Source organism: Pseudoalteromonas sp. DSM 26666, assembly GCF_900116475.1.
GTDB classification, from domain to species: domain Bacteria; phylum Pseudomonadota; class Gammaproteobacteria; order Enterobacterales; family Alteromonadaceae; genus Pseudoalteromonas; species Pseudoalteromonas tetraodonis.
In genome coordinates, this window is record NZ_FPAR01000005.1 from 172,485 (window position 1) to 189,268 (window position 16,784).

The window sequence follows — 16,784 nt, forward strand, 5'->3', positions numbered from 1 at the left end:
CATAACTAATTTGTTTACACAGTGATTAGTTTACTGCGTCTTTAAGCGCTTTACCGGCTTTAAAAGCTGGGATGTTAGCAGCAGCAATTTGAATCGTTTCACCAGTTTGTGGGTTACGACCTGCACGAGCAGCACGCTCACGTACAGAGAAAGTACCAAAACCAACAAGTGCAACTGAGTCGCCATCTTTTAGCGCGCCAGATACAGATTCGATGAATGAATCTAGTGCACGACCTGCAGCCGCTTTAGAAATGTCAGCATCAGCTGCGATTTGATCGATTAATTGAGATTTATTCACAATATCATCCTCTTTCATTGTTGTTATCAAGAGCGATTGTTTTTTTAAACTAACATCACTGTTTTGAAATTTTTGAGCATTTATTTAAAGCTCATATGATTATATTTTTCTTAAGCCTAGGCCCTGCAAGGGCTAGGCTTGAAAACCAGTGCTTAACTTATCATACCGTTTAGATTTGAAAAGCCCCTAAAAGCACTTTTTTTGGCTTTTTTACTGCTTTTTCGGTGTTTCGACTGAAAAACTATCAACTGGATGCACTAAAGCAAGCTTTAATACCTCATCAATCCATGTAACTGGGTGAATATCAAGACCCGCCAATACATTGTCAGGTATCTCTTTTAAGTCACGTTCGTTAATTTTTGGAATGATGACCGTTTTAATCCCACCACGGTGAGCCGCTAATAATTTCTCTTTTAAACCACCAATAGGCAATACTTCACCACGTAAGGTAATTTCACCTGTCATGGCTACATCAGAGCGCACCGCATTACCGGTTAAGCTTGAAACCAAACACGTTACCATTGCAATACCGGCACTTGGGCCATCTTTAGGTGTTGCACCCTCAGGTACGTGTACGTGAATATCGCGCTTTTCATAAAAGTCGCTATTAATACGCAGCTCATCAGCACGATTACGCACAACGGTCATTGCCGCTTGAATCGACTCTTGCATTACATCGCCTAACGAGCCGGTGTAAGTCAATTTGCCTTTACCTGGTACTGCAGCACATTCAATCGTGAGTAAGTCACCACCGACTTCTGTCCATGCAAGGCCTGTAACTTGGCCAATACGGTCGCCATCTTCTGCTTTACCGTAATCAAAGCGCTGCACACCTAAGTATTCTTCAAGGTTATCTGCATCAATTGTCACTGTTTTAGTGTCTTTTTCGATTAAGATATTTTTAACCGCTTTACGACATAGCTTAGATACTTCACGCTCTAAATTACGCACGCCCGCTTCACGAGTGTAATAACGGATAATACCAATGATGGCACTGTCGGCAATTTCAACTTCTTTAGCTTTTAAACCATTACGCTTAATTTGCTTAGGAATTAAATGTTCTTTAGCAATATTTAGCTTTTCGTCTTCGGTGTAACCCGATAATCGAATCACTTCCATGCGGTCTAATAAAGGACCTGGAATATTAAAGCTATTTGAGGTTGCAACAAACATCACATCAGATAAGTCGTAATCAACTTCTAAGTAATGGTCCGCAAAGTGACTGTTTTGCTCAGGATCCAATACTTCTAACAATGCTGATGCAGGGTCACCGCGCATATCTGCTGACATTTTGTCAATTTCATCTAACAAGAATAATGGGTTTTTAACGCCCACTTTAGTCATGTTTTGAATTAACTTACCAGGCATAGAGCCAATGTAAGTACGACGATGCCCACGAATCTCAGCCTCATCGCGTACACCACCGAGTGCCATACGAACGTATTTACGACCCGTTGAACGCGCAATAGACTGTCCAAGTGATGTTTTACCTACACCTGGCGGTCCAACTAAACATAAGATTGGCCCTTTAAGTTTATTTGTGCGCTGCTGTACTGCGAGGTACTCAATAATGCGCTCTTTGACTTTATCAAGGCCGTGGTGGTCGCTATCTAATATTTTTTGCGCGCCGGCTAAGTCTTTTTTCACCTTGGAGCGTTTTTTCCACGGTACGTTAATTAACGTATCTATGTATGAGCGAACAACACTGGCTTCTGCCGACATTGGCGACATCATTTTAAGCTTATTTAATTCAGCTGTGGCTTTTTCTTTCGCTTCTGATGGCATGCCAGACTCTTCAATGCGCTTTTTCAACGCTTCAAATTCATCCGGTACGTCATCAATTTCACCCAACTCTTTTTGAATCGCTTTCATTTGCTCATTGAGGTAATACTCACGCTGCGATTTTTCCATTTGCTTTTTAACGCGGGTGCGAATTTTCTTCTCAACTTGCAATAAGTCTATTTCACCTTCCATCAGCGCCATTAAGTACTCTAAACGTTCTGTAACGCTAGATATTTCGAGTACTTTTTGTTTTTCAGGCACTTTTAATGGCATATGCGCAGCCATGGTATCAGCAAGACGCGCTGGCTCATCAATACCAGAGACCGAGGTCATGACTTCAGGTGGGATTTTTTTATTTAATTTTACATAGCCTTCAAACTGGCTTAATGCACTGCGAATAAAGATATCTTGTTCTTGTTCGTTCACTGAATCCGATTCAATAAACTGTGCATTGGCAACGAAAAAGTCTTCGTTATCAACAAACTCTTCGATATTCGCACGTTGTGTGCCTTCAACTAATACTTTTACTGTACCATCGGGTAGCTTTAATAATTGAAGTACAGTCGCAATTGTCCCAACACGATAAATATCGTCTTTCTCAGGCTCATCTACAGTTGCATCTTTTTGTGCAACTAAGAAAATTTGTTTGTCTTTATCCATTGCCGCTTCAAGGCATTTTATTGATTTTTCACGGCCTACAAAAAGCGGGATCACCATGTGTGGATACACCACCACATCGCGCAGTGCTAGCACAGGGATTTCGACTCGATCGTTTCTCTCAAGCGTCATTGTATTTTCTCTTTGCACTTCATTTATTTAAAGATTACTCAAGTATATGGGGATAACCTAATTAAAGTTCAACAATTTTTGTTAACTCGATTAAATTAATTATAAAAAAAGGAGCCATTGGCTCCCTTTTTTTATAATTCGCTCAGAATTTAATCTGCCGCAGCGTGTTCTTGATGACTGCTATCATAAATTAAGATGGGATCAGACTCACCTTTAATAACGGTTTCATCAACAACCACTTTGCTAACGTTATCAATTGAAGGCAGCTCATACATGGTATCAAGCAATACACCTTCTACGATTGAACGTAAGCCACGCGCACCGGTTTTACGTTCCATTGCTTTATGAGCAATAGCACGCAGTGCGTCATCACGAAACTCAAGCTCAACATCTTCCATACCAAACAATACTGAAAACTGCTTAGTGATGGCATTTTTAGGCTCACTTAAAATCTGTACCAGCGCAGCTTCATCAAGTTCTGTCAGTGTTGCAACCACAGGTAAACGTCCAATAAACTCTGGAATTAAACCATATTTTACTAAATCTTCTGGCTCGACATCTTTAAATGTTTCACTCAAAGAACGGCTCGCCGCCGACTCTTTAACGTTAACACCAAAACCAATACCGGTGTTTTTATGACTACGCTGTTCAATAACTTTATCAAGACCAGCAAATGCACCACCACAAATAAACAGGATCTTAGAAGTATCTACTTGTAAAAACTCTTGTTGTGGATGTTTACGCCCGCCTTGTGGAGGAACAGAAGCCACTGTACCCTCAATCAGTTTAAGTAAGGCTTGTTGTACACCTTCACCTGATACATCACGTGTGATTGATGGGTTATCTGATTTACGAGAAATTTTGTCAATTTCATCAATGTAAACAATACCACGTTGTGCTTTTTCTACGTCGTAGTCACATTTTTGTAAAAGCTTTTGAATAATGTTTTCAACATCTTCACCTACATAACCGGCTTCGGTTAGTGTGGTGGCATCGGCCATAGTAAACGGCACATCAAGTAAACGAGCTAACGTTTCAGCTAATAATGTTTTACCACTCCCGGTTGGGCCAATTAATAAAATATTACTTTTACCTAGTTCAACGTCTTGTTTAGTTGATTGATTGCGTAAACGCTTGTAGTGATTGTAAACCGCTACAGACAATACTTTCTTCGCATGGTCTTGACCAATAACGTAGTCGTCTAAGTGGTTACGAATTTCTTTTGGCACAGGTAATTTGTCAGCGGCATCATGCTTAGGCGCGATGTCTTTAATTTCTTCCCTGATAATATCATTACACAGCTCTACACATTCATCACAAACGTATACTGAAGGTCCTGCAATTAACTTTCGAACTTCATGCTGGCTTTTGCCACAAAAAGAGCAGTATAACAATTTATTACTTTTGTCGCCGTCTGTAGGAGTGTCAGACATTCAGCTACCTCATTTTATTACGTTGGCCACCAAAGTCTTGGTGGCTATTTTAATACGCTTTAACTATACCAAAATTTAGTGTTTTTCGCATAGTAACTCTCATTAGCAAGCATCACTGCTTGCAGGCATACTTACTTGCTACCGCGATTAGTAAATACTGAGTCAACAATACCGTAATCTACAGCTTGGCTTGCACTCATAAAATTGTCACGGTCTGTATCGCGTGAAACAACGTCAAGCGGTTGGCCAGTATGCTCAGCCATTAAGCGATTTAACTTGTCTTTAATAGACAGGATTTCTTTTGCATGTATTTCAAAGTCAGACGCTTGACCTTGGAATCCACCTAACGGTTGGTGAATCATCACGCGTGAATTTGGTAAACAAAAACGTTTACCCTTCGCGCCACCAGACAGTAAAAATGCGCCCATGCTAGCCGCTTGGCCTACACAGATTGTGCTTACGTCTGGTTTAATGAAGTTCATTGTATCGTAAATAGCCATTCCCGCAGTGACAGAGCCACCCGGTGAATTGATATATAAGAAAATATCTTTCTCTGGGTTCTCTGATTCTAAAAATAGCATTTGCGCTAAGATCAGGTTTGCCATGTTGTCTTCAACTTGGCCCGTTAAAAAGATAATACGCTCTTTTAATAGTCTCGAATAAATATCAAACGAGCGCTCGCCTTTAGCTGTTTGCTCAACAACCATAGGGACTAATGCGTTTAGGGGATCTGTCATACCAGTGTTCATACTTATTTAATTCCTTATGCGCTTATACTTATTCTAAGAAAAGCATAATGATCATTTTTAGCTAATTAAGAACCACAAACTAAAATGGCCCGGGCACACTGCATAAACAGAGTAACACGAGCCATTTAATCGTTAGCGAGCGCTTAAGTCAATGACTTATTATGCACCTTGCTGTGGATTCATGATGTCATCAAATGCTTTTTCAACATCAGTCACAGTTGCTTTAGCTAAAATAGCTTCAACAGCTTGCTCTTCCATTGCTACATTACGCATTTGCTGCATTAGTTGATCATTTGCTTTGTAGTATTCTACTACTTCAGTTGGATCTTCGTATGCAGAAGCTACAGTAGCAATCAATGCTTCAACTTTAGCGTCATCAACTTTGATGTCATTCGCTTTAATCACTTCACCTAATAATAGGCCAGTTTTAACACGTGTTACAGCTTGTTCGTGGAACAATTCAGCTGGAAGCTCTGGCATGTTTTGACCATTGCCACCAAAACGTTGAGCAGCTTGCTGACGTAGTGCGTCAACTTCTTGGTCGATTAATGCTTTAGGCACTTCAACTTCGTTTTGCTCTAAAAGACCTTTGATTGCTTGGTCTTTAACGTTAGCTTTAACCGCTTGGTCTAGCTCACGCGTCATGTTCTTTTTAACTTCTTCTTTAAGCGCGTCTACGCCGCCTTCGGTAACACCGAATTTAGTTGCAAACTCATCGCTTAATTCAGGTAATTCTTGCGCTTCAACTTTTTTCACTGTGATAGTGAATTGAGCCGCTTTACCTTTTAAGTTTTCAGCATGGTAATCTTCAGGGAAGTTTACATCAGCAACCACTTCTTCGCCTGCTTTTTTACCAACGATGTTATCTTCAAAACCTGGGATCATACGACCTTGACCAAGTTCTAATGGGAAGTCTTCAGCTTTGCCGCCTTCAAATTCTTCGCCGTCGATAGTACCAACGAAATCAACCGTTACACGGTCGTTTGCGCCAGCCGCTGCATCAACATCAGCCCAAGAAGCGTGTTGCTTACGAAGTGTTTCTAGCATGTTTGCTAAATCTTCGTCAGTAACTTCTACCGCTGGTTTTTCAACGGCAATTTTCTCTAAACCTTGAACTTCAACTTCAGGGTAAACTTCAAATGTTGCTGAGAATTCTAAATCTTTACCTGCTTCAAGTGCTTTAGGAGCAAATGTCGGTGCGCCTGCAGGGTTAATTTTTTCAGCAACAATTGCTTCAATGTAATTACGTTGCATTACTTCGCCAGCAACTTCTTGACGAACAGCTGGTCCGAAACGCTTGTTGATTACTGATACTGGAACTTTACCAGCACGGAAACCGTCGATACGCTGCGTTTTTGACAGTTGTTGTAAGCGTTTTTTTACTTCGGTCTCAACGTTCTCTGCAGGAACGGTGATGGTCAGACGGCGCTCAAGGCCTTGAGTCGTCTCAACAGAAACTTGCATGATTTACCTCAATATTCAATTTTGGCGACTGTTCGCCTTCCTTACAAACAAAGTAATCTATAGGCGTCTTGATAAAATTCAAGCTTTGGGGCTTAAAAAAATCCGTCGCTACCAGGAGATACCATTGCTGCTCTGCCCTTAGGGCACTATATTATTAAACAAATAGACGCGGCATTATAACCTAATATTTATGATAGTCGAGTGTAGGGGGGCAATTATTTGGGGTAGATCAGGCTAGATAACGACTAAGCGAATAAAAAACAGACTAATTAAGTGAAAATACGATTAATAAAGAAAAAATTAAGAGTGTTGTGTAATAAAAGTAGAATTTAGATGTGTTTTACTTAGGGGAAAATGGTCGGCGATGCAGGATTTGAACCTGCGACCCCTTGGACCCAAACCAAGTGCGCTACCAAACTGCGCTAATCGCCGATATAACTTTTCTTGAATACTTAAATGTTGGATTTAAGACCACTTATAAGAAAGTGGTCGGCGATGCAGGATTTGAACCTGCGACCCCTTGGACCCAAACCAAGTGCGCTACCAAACTGCGCTAATCGCCGATATTCTTTTTGTAAATTGGGGTGACTGATGGGGCTCGAACCCACGACAACCGGAATCACAATCCGGGGCTCTACCAACTGAGCTACAATCACCACGGCATTACAGTGTTTTCAAAATGGCGCACCCAGAAGGATTCGAACCTTCGACCGACGCCTTAGAAGGGCGTTGCTCTATCCAGCTGAGCTATGGGCGCATCGAAAACTTCATAGTTCACTAGTAAGTTAAATTGTTATGAATAAACATAAAAAATGGTCGGCGATGCAGGATTTGAACCTGCGACCCCTTGGACCCAAACCAAGTGCGCTACCAAACTGCGCTAATCGCCGATACTTACTATTGTCTGCGAGTGACCTCGTTGACAACGGGGTGCATAATAGTGATTTGACTGGGTTAGGTCAAACGTTTTTTTAAGAAAACAAATCAATTGCTCATTTTTAGTTCATAATGGTCAAATATTACGATACAGGGATAAAATTTAAACTCTTTTTTATAATTCGAGCGCTTATACTTTAAAAGCAACTTGGCGCTTAACCGCTTTTCTGCGAAAATAGTCGCCATATTAAAAAATGAGTAAGATAAAGGTGTTTTCTTTATCGGCATTTTAACCCCTATATATGCATTCGTTTTTTAAATGTATCGGTATCAAGTTAATTAACCTAATTAAAGGTCACCCATGACGGCAAACATCATTGATGGTAAAGCAGTAGCAAAACAAGTACGTAGCGCAGTGGCTGAACGAGTTTCAGAACGTGTTGCACAAAACCTTAGAGCCCCAGGATTAGCTGTGGTACTTGTTGGACAAGATCCAGCAAGCCAAGTTTACGTTGGTTCAAAACGTAAAGCCTGTGAAGAGGTTGGTTTTATTTCTAAGTCATTCGACTTACCAGCAGACACCACAGAGCAAGCGCTATTAGCATTAATTGATGAGTTGAATGTTGATGGTGAAATTGATGGTATTTTAGTGCAGCTCCCTTTACCAGAGGGCTTAGATGCAGAAAAAATTCTTGAGCGTATTACTCCACACAAAGACGTTGATGGTTTTCACCCTTATAATATTGGCCGATTAGCACAGCGTATGCCTGCTCTTCGTCCATGTACACCTAAGGGTATTATTACTTTACTAGATTCAACCGGCGTACGTTACAAAGGCATGCATGCTGTGGTTGTTGGTGCCTCTAATATTGTGGGTCGACCTATGTCACTTGAGCTGTTACTCGCCGGATGTACCACCACTGTTTGCCATAAGTTTACCCAAGATTTAGAAACGCATGTACGCCGTGCTGACTTACTGGTTGTAGCAGTGGGTAAACCTGAATTTATTCCTGGCGATTGGATAAAAGACGGCGCCATTGTTATTGATGTAGGTATTAACCGTTTAGACAACGGTAAATTAGTGGGTGATGTAGAGTACGCAGTTGCAGAGCAAAAAGCTGACTTTATTACCCCTGTACCAGGCGGTGTGGGCCCAATGACGGTTGCCAGCTTAATTGAAAATACGCTAGAAGCGTGTGAAAAATATCACAGCTAATAAACAAAAAATAAAGTAATGAAGAGCCCGCTTAATTGCGGGCTTTTTGTATCATCATTCTTCGTTTTATTAATGCCAAGCCTTGTGGCAATACCGAAAACACGATCATTAATAACATAATCGCGTACTGCCAACTTTCATATTGTTCGTTAATTAATAACCCTGCACATAAAATGCCGGCAATTGGGTTAGCTATAGTGCCAAAAGTAAATTCAACCACTGTCATTCGCCCTAATAACCAAACATACAAAATATAGGCTAAAGCAGTGTTAGGTACCACCAGCCAAAATAGCGCCAGCCATTGGGTTGTATTTATTGATGCAGTTAAAAATTGATACTGCTGGGGAGCAAAATAAAAAGCCTGTATTGCAGCAGCAATCGCTAGCAAACTGCCACCAATGATTAATTGCCACGTTAATACTGTCCACCAGTGTACTTTAGCGGTCACTTTTTTTACCAGCGTACTGCCTATAACAATAGTCAATAGCGCCCCTATCAGTGCCACTACTCCCAATAAATTAAGTGTAACATGTTGTGGGTCAAATAAGCGCCATGCTAAAACCACTAAAGCAAGGGCACAAAATCCTTGCACTAACGCTGGCTGTTGCCGTTTAACAAGCCAGGCATACAATAATGCCACTACCGGTACAGACACCATACCGACACCTGCAATCGCAGCAGGTAAATTAATCGCCATTACAAAAATAAAACTAAAAAACAACGCAATATTGATTGCGCCTATTAGAAAAATGCCTGGCCACTGTTTAGCAGTTGGCCAAGAAGGTTTAAATAACAACAATAATAAACCAGCAGGGAGTGCACGTATGGCTCCTAGCAAGATTGGCGGCCACTCTGGGGTTGCGTATTTAGTTACCGCATAAGTCGTTCCCCATAAAAAAGCTGGGATCATGGCAAGTAAAATATTCATTAATTTTCCATTTTTAAATTGATGAATGCGAGTTTAAAACCTCAACTATAATTGAGGTCAACAATATCAATTTTATTAAAAGCATAATCAATCTAATGCAATTGATATAACCAAAAAAGGGTTACCCTATGGCAACCCTTTTTTTGTGTTCAGCGCGTTATGGCTAAATCCGCAAAGCTCAACAAACCCTAAGCTTTACGCCACGTTGTTTTTCCCGCTGAATCTTCAAGTACTACACCTAACGCATTTAGAGCATCGCGAGCTTCATCTGCTGCAGCCCAATTTTTACTGGCACGTGCGTCATTACGTTTTACAATCAGTGCCTCAATTTCAGCCACTTCATCGTCGTTTTGACCGCCTTGTAAAAATGCCTCTGGTGCTTGTTGAGCAATACCAAGTATTTCACCTAAGCTACGTAGAATAAAGGCTAAATGTCCTGCTTTTTCGCTATCACTGTCTTTTACACGATTTAGCTCTTTAGCAACTTCAAACACAACCGGTAATGCTTCTGGCGAATTAAAGTCATCATTCATGGCTTTTCTAAACTTAGCCACATACTCATTACCCTCAAGCTCACATTCAACTGGCTCAACGCCACGTAATGCGGTGTAAATACGCTCAAGAGACGAACGTGCTTGGTCTAAGTTTTCTTGCGAGTAATTGAGCTGACTGCGGTAATGACCTGATATTAAAAAGTAACGAACCGACTCTGCGTCATATTGTTTTAATACCTCACGAACGGTAAAAAAGTTATCTAACGATTTAGACATCTTCTCTTTGTTCACTTGTACCATACCGGTGTGGATCCAAGTATTTACATACTGGCCATTATTTGCACAACATGATTGCGCGATTTCGTTTTCGTGGTGCGGGAACTGTAGGTCTGAACCACCACCATGAATATCAAAATGCTCACCTAAATGCTTAGAGCTCATTGCTGAACATTCTATGTGCCAACCAGGGCGACCCTCACCCCAAGGTGATGACCACGACGGCTCCCCTGCTTTGGCTTTTTTCCATAAAACAAAATCAAGAGGATCGTCTTTATCTTGAGCTACTTCAACACGCGAACCTGATTGCAACATGGTTAAATCTTGTTGCGAAAGCGCTCCGTATTGCTCAAAGGTAGAAACATCAAATAAAACGTCGCCATCGGCTGCAACATAAGCGTGGCCTTTGGCAATCAAACGCTCAACCATAGCAATAATTTCATCCATGTGGCCGGTTACGGTTGGCTCTATATCAGGACGTAGCATATTTAAACTGTCAAAGTCTTCATGCATGGCTTTAGTCATACGCACGGTTAAGTCGTTAATCGCCTCACCGTTTTCATTTGCGCGCTTGATAATTTTATCATCAACATCGGTAATATTACGTACATACTTTAAATCGTAACCTAAGTGGCGAAGGTAGCGAACAATTACATCAAAACCCACAAATGTGCGTGCATGGCCAATGTGACAGTAATCATAAATGGTGATACCACACACATACATGTCGATTTTTCCATCGACCATAGGTTTAAACTCTTCTTTTTGGCGTGTCAGTGTGTTGTATATTTGTACCATTTAGTTGCTTTCCTTCACGATTAACAGAAAAGCTATGTTACCACTTGCTAAGCATGGGCTCTAGCGGTTTATCAAAGCTCTTTGTTAATCTGGGTCAACTACGATAAAATAGCGTCAATATTCAAACCAGCTATAGGAAATCTCATGGTTGTTCTACACACAAATTTTGGTGATATCACCATTAAAATGCACGAAAGCGAAGCTCCAAATACAGTAAAAAACTTTTTAGAGTATGCAAACTCAGGTTTTTATAATGGCACTATTTTTCATCGTGTAATTGATGGTTTTATGGTTCAAGGCGGTGGTTTTGCACCGGGTATGGAACAAAAAGAAGTAAACGACCCAATTGAAAATGAAGCGAACAACGGCCTATCTAACAAAGTAGGTACATTAGCAATGGCACGCACGCCTGATCCACACTCGGCTACAGCGCAATTTTTCATTAACGTGAATAACAACGACTTTTTAAACCACAGCAGTGAAACATCACAGGGCTGGGGTTACTGTGTGTTTGCTGAAGTAGTAGAAGGCATGGACGTAGTAAATAAAATCAAAGGTGTTGCTACAGGCAGCAATGGCTTCCACCAAGATGTACCACTTGAAGATGTGGTAATTGAAAGTGTAACTGTCAGCTAAGACCGCATTATTCTTCAAAGAATACATAAAGCGGGTATTCACCCGCTTTTATCTAAATGGAATCACCATGACTCGCCAAACCTACTTTATCGCCGATTTACATTTGAGTGAAAATCGCCCTGATATTACAGCGGCATTTTTTAAATTTTTACACGCCCATATTACTCCTCAAAAAGTAGACGCCCTATATATTTTAGGTGATTTTTTTGAAGTGTGGGTTGGTGACGATTATGTTAGCGAACTCTCAGCGGCAGTGGCAGAACAGCTAAAAGCGGTTAATAACTTAGGTATTCCTATTTATTTTGTACACGGTAATCGCGACTTTATCATGCGAGAACAGTACGCCGATATGGCAGGAATGACCTTACTGAATGAGCAAACAGTGATCGACCTCTACGGCACTCCTACTGTCATTTTGCACGGTGATGAAATGTGTACCCAGGATGTTGAGTACCAAAAGTTTCGTCGAAAGAGCCGTGGTTGGTGGTGGCCTAAACTTATGCTTGCTATGCCATTGTGGTATCGTAAAAAAATAGCGCGTGATGCACGTGAAAAAAGTAAACTTAGCCAAGCAGACAAACCTATAGAAATACTGGATGTGGTGCAAAGCGCAGTACTCGAAACCTTCGCCAAACATAACGTGGCTAATATGATCCACGGCCATACTCACCGCCCTGATGTACATACCTATGAAGTTAATAACCAAACGCTTACTCGCACAGTATTGGGCGATTGGTATACTCAAGGTTCGTATTTAGTGGTTACTCCTGATTCTCAAGAGTTAGTTTCGACCCCCTTGTAGGGTTTTTAGCCTTTATTGACTAATCGTAATGAGACTTTGCTTTTAAGTCAGGTAAAGTAATAATAAATTGCGTTTTAAAATAGGTATCGCTTTGTGGTTCTGAATGAAGTTTGATGTCCCCTTTTAAAATCTGGGTTACCCATTGATAAACCATATATAAACCTAATCCCGTGTTACCTTTACCTCTAGCTGTAGTATAAAAGGGTTCAAATATATCTGCCTTTATCTCACCATCAACACCTTTGCCATTATCTGACACGCTCAGCCTCACCCTATTATTAGTCGCTTGTTCGACTTTTATTTCTATTACCCCCTCCTGCTTTTCATCAAAAGCATGGTTTAGCGCATTAACCACTAAGTTTTCGACCACCTGAGAAATAATACCTGGCAAGCTAATTACCTGTTTATTAAGTAAAAAAACAGTTTTCACTTTTATTGGCGAGTTTTTTAACCTGGAGTTTAATGACAATAATAGCTCTTCAATAATTTTTTCAATATCACATGCTATAAATTCATCATTATGGCGATCAATCGCCATTTTTTTAAAACTTTTTACTAATACGGCGGTTTTATTTAAATTAATTTTAGCCAGCGCTAGGTTCTCTCCAATACTTGTTGTAGTACTTTCTAACGTTGATTTAGTCAGCCCCTGTTTCATCGCTTCATTTAATTTATTCAATGCCATATCTGCATTTGAAACAGAAATAACGGCTCCACCGATAGGCGTATTCATTTCATGAGCAACACCTGCCACGAGCAACCCTAATGAGGATAGTTTTTGCGCTTCAATTAACCCTTCTTGCAGTTGCTGCTGCTGCTTAATTGTGGCATCAAGCTCACGGTTAACGATATCTAGTTCTATCTTTTCAATATGTAATTTATGTGACAGGGCTAATAGCTGATTTTGAAACTTATACTCACGATAAATAAAACCAAAGCTAATTAAACATAGTAATCCACTGCAAATTAACGCTAACCGTAAGGCCGCATTTCGTACAGTTATTAACAATTCATTGGGGCTACTTATAAGAATAATTAATTCTTTGTCAGCATTGCTAATTCTACCTTTGTTCTCGCGCAACGAAAAAATAGAAAAACGGCGGTAGGTATAAAGACTATGGTTAAAAAAGTGCGAACCATATTCTACATTGCCATCAATAATTTGCTGCCAAAGCTCTGGTTTTTTTAAAGCGAGTGTTTGCTCATTTTTACCATACATAAACCCCCACTCTAATTCAGCATCAGTATTTAATAACCAAAAGCCATCGTGGTTTAAAATGCTAATTAAAGTGCTCTCTTGGTTGTAACTTTTAATCTGATCAAACAAATAATCTAAGTTAAAGTTTACCACTAGCAAACCATCTAATAGGTAATTTTCTTTATCCGTACGGTAGGTTACACGGATTGTTGGTTGATGAGGCATTACAATTTGGTTGCGTTCGATATTTAAATCTATTTCTGTGGCAAAAATGTCAGGCGCACTGACCTGCATCCCTTTTTGAAAGTAGTAACGGGTTTGCTTATTTTGCAACTCATCAGGCGATACAATTTCGCCAATACCATTGGCTGCGTTAATGCGGTATTGCTCTTGGCCTTGTGTATCTAGCCAGCGAATTTGCGCGATATTAGTAGAGATAGTAGCAAAATTTAAAAAATAGTTATTTATTTCATCTCTTCTTTGCTTTGATTGTAAAGGCTTATTTGGTGTGTCGCTTTTTAAAATCGGCCCTTGGGCCAGGATACGCGTAAGCTTTTTAATACTACTGAGCTCTTTAGAAAAATCTCCACTGATAAGGACTAACTTTTCATCTTGCTTAGCTTTTAGGGTGTTTATTTTTTCTTGATATGTTTGTTCGTATATAAGCCAGCCAATAAATAAAGTGATAAATAAACTGAACGAAGACTTTAATAACACACTTTTTTTTGAGCCGTTCGGAAAGCTACTGAAGCTATTCATTCTTACTCACTTCAGACTGTTTTAGCCACACAATTAAATCTTTTAAAAATAATGGTTTAGAAAAGTAGTATCCTTGAGCAGTTTCGCACCCCTGCTGATGTAACCACTGAGCCTCAAATTCATTCTCAACACCTTCAGCAATTACCGAAAAGTTAAACTGATTCGCTAAAGATAATATCATCTTAATCATGTACTGATTGTTGTCATTAAATTCAAGATCACTAACAAAGTAGCGATCTATTTTTATCGACGTAGACGGTATTTCATTGATGTGAGCTAACGACGAGTAACCAGTGCCAAAGTCATCAATGCTGACTTTCATACCTAAGGTGATAAACCGTTCAAGTGCTTCTTTAATTAAGTCATAGTTACTTATGGCTTGCGTTTCTGTCACCTCTAGCTCAAGCATAGAAGGCAGAATGTTGTACTCTTCAATTTTAGTTTTTATTTGCTCAAAGTAACTAGGTTCAACTAAATCATAAGAGGATGCATTAAATGCAACGGGTAAGTTGCAGCCTTGCTCTTTAAGTTGATTAATAGTCTCTAGTATTTTTTCGAAAATCACATGGTCTAGTTCATTAATTAATCCGGCTGTTTCAGCTAACTCTATAAATTCATCAGGGCGTACAAAGCTGCCATCAGCTCTTTGCCACCTAGCGAGCGCTTCAAAACCTGCTGGTTTCAAGGTTGATAAGCTGATTTTGGGTTGTAACGCCACCTGTAAACTTTTATTACCTATAGCCGTTCTGAGCTCAGCCATCAGCTCATAACGACGAGTAATTTGATCTGTTTTTTCCTCGGTATGCTGAATATACTTAGTTTGGTTTAGCTGCGAAGAGTTCAGGCTCGACTCTGCAAGGCTGATTACTCTTTCAGGTGTTAAGTTTAAAGCTGCATTTAATTTTAATTCTAAAATACGAACATCAATGTATTGCTTAACTTGTTCAATTTCGAATTTTTGTTTATTTTGAAAGTAACTAATAGCCCCTGAGATATCAAAGTCAACACTGACTAACATGCCAAATGTTTTGCTACTAACTAATGCTATGCGGGGGTCATACCCAGTAAAGCTATCAACAATACTCTGGTAAACTAACTTCATTAATTTATTACAAAATTCATGACCAAAGGTAAATGCTTTTTCGTCAAACTGATAAATATCAAAAATGACCAATCGCGTTTTTAGCCGCTCCTGCGCATTCATATTTTTTATTTCACGGGTTAGCCAGTTACGGTTTTGTAAATTAAGTGACGTATCAGTATAGGCAAGCTCGGTTAAGCGATTTAATAACGAAATATTAGCAAACCCTGTGCTCACATTTTCACTAAATACTTTAAGTAAATATTCGTTTTGCTCACTAATCGGATTATCTGATTTTACAATGGTGATGTAATCAGCACCCTGCTGCTCTGGCGTTTCGAAAAAAAACACACTGTGGTTTTTTGAAAATATATGACGACGCTCTCTAATCGCTTGTTTAAAGTCTTGTAGCATTTCTGCGGGCAGGCTAGTTTCTACTGGCTGCCCTTTAGTGCCACTAAAACAACCATGAGTAGAGAGTATTAAGCATTCAGACTTGGATCCTGTATTACTCGAACAAAAAATACCGCCGCCTTCGGTTATTTTTAAAATGTTGCTAATTTCTTTAAGCACAGCATAAGAGAAAGAGGCCATATCGTGCTTACCGTTAATACTTCTAGATGCATCAAGCACCAACTGTAAACCTTGCTTCGCTGATCTGATTTGTGAAATATATTCCCAAGTGCGCATGTTACTATTAACAATGGATTGCAGCTTCTCGGCAGATAGGTCTGATTTATTCCAGTATTCATCGATATCAAGCATTTTCATGATATCGCTCTCTGGTGCAAAACCAGGTTGCCCTGTTAAGAGCACAATACGCATTTCTGCGTTACCGATGACCTCTCGAATAGTATTCACTAAACGCAGACCTGAGTCATCCTCCTCCATCACCACATCTATAAAAATAAGTGCAATATCAGGGTGCATGCTCAACGCCAAAGCCGCCTCTGGTACCGAATTTGCTGTTAACAACTCGTATTTATAACCATCTTTGGCTTTTAGCTCTTTTAAGCTGTTAACTAACGCGTTTTGATAATCAAGATCATCCTCAACGGTTAATATTTTCCAAGTTTTCAGATCTGTATCTGCTGGTTCTTCTTCAGCTGCAAATACAAATAATCCCTCTTTATCTTGCATACATTCTCACCCAATAATAAATAAGGTATGGCCCTTTTATTAAAATGAATTACAAAGCAATATAG

12 protein-coding genes and 5 tRNA genes are annotated in these 16,784 nt (G+C 39.9%); 3 read left to right on the plus strand and 14 right to left on the minus strand.

Features of this window, described 5'->3' with window-relative positions; all coding sequences use genetic code 11:
• Window positions 1–25: 25 nt before the first annotated feature.
• The 10 genes from BM380_RS10965 to BM380_RS11010 all read right to left on the minus strand — a co-directional run bounded on the left by BM380_RS10965 (window position 26) and on the right by BM380_RS11010 (window position 7,405).
• Window positions 26–382 (minus strand): HU family DNA-binding protein, encoded by a 357-nt coding sequence (locus BM380_RS10965; protein WP_255314649.1) that lies wholly within the window; start codon window positions 380–382, stop codon window positions 26–28.
• 126 nt (window positions 383–508) lie between these two features.
• Window positions 509–2,869: an endopeptidase La gene (lon, locus tag BM380_RS10970; RefSeq protein ID WP_013465448.1), complete on the minus strand. Its 2,361-nt coding sequence runs from the start codon at window positions 2,867–2,869 to the stop codon at window positions 509–511.
• A gap of 149 nt (window positions 2,870–3,018) precedes the next feature.
• The gene (gene clpX, locus BM380_RS10975) at window positions 3,019–4,302 is read right to left on the minus strand and encodes an ATP-dependent protease ATP-binding subunit ClpX (protein ID WP_090494362.1); all 1,284 of its coding nucleotides are present in this window, start codon (window positions 4,300–4,302) and stop codon (window positions 3,019–3,021) included.
• Between the two features lie 131 nt (window positions 4,303–4,433).
• Window positions 4,434–5,051, minus strand: a complete 618-nt coding sequence (clpP, locus tag BM380_RS10980; protein ID WP_013465450.1) for an ATP-dependent Clp endopeptidase proteolytic subunit ClpP — start codon at window positions 5,049–5,051, stop codon at window positions 4,434–4,436.
• A 159-nt stretch (window positions 5,052–5,210) separates the two neighbouring features.
• Window positions 5,211–6,515, minus strand: coding sequence for a trigger factor (tig, locus tag BM380_RS10985; protein ID WP_024601794.1), 1,305 nt, complete (start codon window positions 6,513–6,515; stop codon window positions 5,211–5,213).
• Between the two features lie 355 nt (window positions 6,516–6,870).
• A tRNA-Pro gene (locus BM380_RS10990) sits at window positions 6,871–6,947 on the minus strand.
• 54 nt (window positions 6,948–7,001) lie between these two features.
• Window positions 7,002–7,078: transfer RNA gene (locus tag BM380_RS10995), tRNA-Pro, on the minus strand.
• Between the two features lie 17 nt (window positions 7,079–7,095).
• Window positions 7,096–7,171 (minus strand) — tRNA-His (locus BM380_RS11000).
• Between the two features lie 24 nt (window positions 7,172–7,195).
• Window positions 7,196–7,272: transfer RNA gene (locus BM380_RS11005), tRNA-Arg, on the minus strand.
• 56 nt (window positions 7,273–7,328) lie between these two features.
• Window positions 7,329–7,405 (minus strand) — tRNA-Pro (locus tag BM380_RS11010).
• Window positions 7,406–7,752: 347 nt separating this feature from the next.
• On the opposite strand from BM380_RS11010, the gene folD reads away from it, so the two are divergent.
• On the plus strand, window positions 7,753–8,607 hold the full coding sequence (folD, locus tag BM380_RS11020; protein WP_013465452.1) for a bifunctional methylenetetrahydrofolate dehydrogenase/methenyltetrahydrofolate cyclohydrolase FolD: 855 nt from the start codon (window positions 7,753–7,755) through the stop codon (window positions 8,605–8,607).
• 31 nt (window positions 8,608–8,638) lie between these two features.
• Here the strand turns inward: folD and BM380_RS11025 are convergent, their stop codons facing one another.
• Complete coding sequence (locus BM380_RS11025) at window positions 8,639–9,535, minus strand: DMT family transporter (protein WP_090494364.1); 897 nt, start codon at window positions 9,533–9,535, stop codon at window positions 8,639–8,641.
• A gap of 188 nt (window positions 9,536–9,723) precedes the next feature.
• Window positions 9,724–11,103, minus strand: a complete 1,380-nt coding sequence (gene cysS, locus BM380_RS11030) for a cysteine--tRNA ligase (protein WP_013465454.1) — start codon at window positions 11,101–11,103, stop codon at window positions 9,724–9,726.
• A 144-nt stretch (window positions 11,104–11,247) separates the two neighbouring features.
• On the opposite strand from cysS, the gene BM380_RS11035 reads away from it, so the two are divergent.
• On the plus strand, window positions 11,248–11,739 hold the full coding sequence (locus BM380_RS11035) for a peptidylprolyl isomerase (protein ID WP_013465455.1): 492 nt from the start codon (window positions 11,248–11,250) through the stop codon (window positions 11,737–11,739).
• A gap of 67 nt (window positions 11,740–11,806) precedes the next feature.
• Complete coding sequence (locus BM380_RS11040; RefSeq protein WP_028834035.1) at window positions 11,807–12,541, plus strand: UDP-2,3-diacylglucosamine diphosphatase; 735 nt, start codon at window positions 11,807–11,809, stop codon at window positions 12,539–12,541.
• A 19-nt stretch (window positions 12,542–12,560) separates the two neighbouring features.
• Here the strand turns inward: BM380_RS11040 and BM380_RS11045 are convergent, their stop codons facing one another.
• Together BM380_RS11045 and BM380_RS11050 are read right to left on the minus strand one after the other, a co-directional pair.
• Window positions 12,561–14,498: a sensor histidine kinase gene (locus tag BM380_RS11045; RefSeq protein ID WP_090494365.1), complete on the minus strand. Its 1,938-nt coding sequence runs from the start codon at window positions 14,496–14,498 to the stop codon at window positions 12,561–12,563.
• A complete protein-coding gene (locus tag BM380_RS11050) occupies window positions 14,491–16,719 on the minus strand; it encodes an EAL domain-containing response regulator (RefSeq protein WP_090494366.1) in 2,229 nt (742 codons plus the stop codon). The genes BM380_RS11045 and BM380_RS11050 overlap by 8 nt, the downstream gene beginning before the upstream one ends.
• Between the last annotated feature and the right edge of the window lie 65 nt (window positions 16,720–16,784).